Source organism: Streptomyces europaeiscabiei, assembly GCF_001550375.1.
GTDB classification, from domain to species: domain Bacteria; phylum Actinomycetota; class Actinomycetes; order Streptomycetales; family Streptomycetaceae; genus Streptomyces; species Streptomyces europaeiscabiei.
The window spans coordinates 1-631 of the sequence record NZ_LRTR01000798.1; the positions used below are offsets into that span (position 1 = coordinate 1).

The following is a 631-nucleotide window of genomic DNA, read 5'->3' on the forward strand; positions in this document are numbered from 1 at the left end:
CGAGCGGGCCCGCCTCGGCCGTCCGGGCGTCCAGGACGACCGGACGGCACGGCGGCCCCGCCGTACGGGCGGATGCCACCGCCAGGTCGACACCGGCGGCGGCCGCGTCCAGGACACGCACGTCCTCGGGGATACCGGCCCGCTCGCGCAGCACGGTGTCCTCGGCCCAGCGTGCGCTGAGCCCGAGATGCCAGTCGACCGGGTAGCCGCCCCACTCGGTGGCCGCCCACAGCCCCACGGACCGCCGCGCGTTGACGGGCCGCCCGGTGCGCGGGTCCGCGCAGTGGGCGTCGACGCCCACACCGCCCGGGCCCGCGCGCGGCGTGGTCGCGGTGTGCAGGACCCAGGCGACGGGGTTCAGCAGTTCCCCCATGTGATGGGCGAGAGCACCGCGCACCGGACTCCACCGCCACGTCGAGGCGGACACGAGGTGGTGCAGCCGCTGGATGTCGGCCGGCACCCCGGTGTGGGAGGCGATGTTGCGGATGGTCTTGCGGCCCGTGGCGCGCAGCAGCCCCCGCACGTACAGCTCGCCGCTGCGCCGCTGGTCGCGGCGCGGCATGGACCACAGCACCCGGTGGGACAGGTCCGCGACCCGGTCGGGGGCCACCCGGGCGGCGGCGCCGGGTAC

At 77.5% G+C, this 631-nt stretch carries 1 protein-coding gene; it reads right to left on the reverse strand.

Going from position 1 to position 631, the window contains the following annotated elements; all coding sequences use genetic code 11:
* Positions 1–631 (reverse strand): transposase (locus tag AWZ10_RS39190; protein WP_167366036.1); only part of this gene is annotated, 631 nt, incomplete at both ends.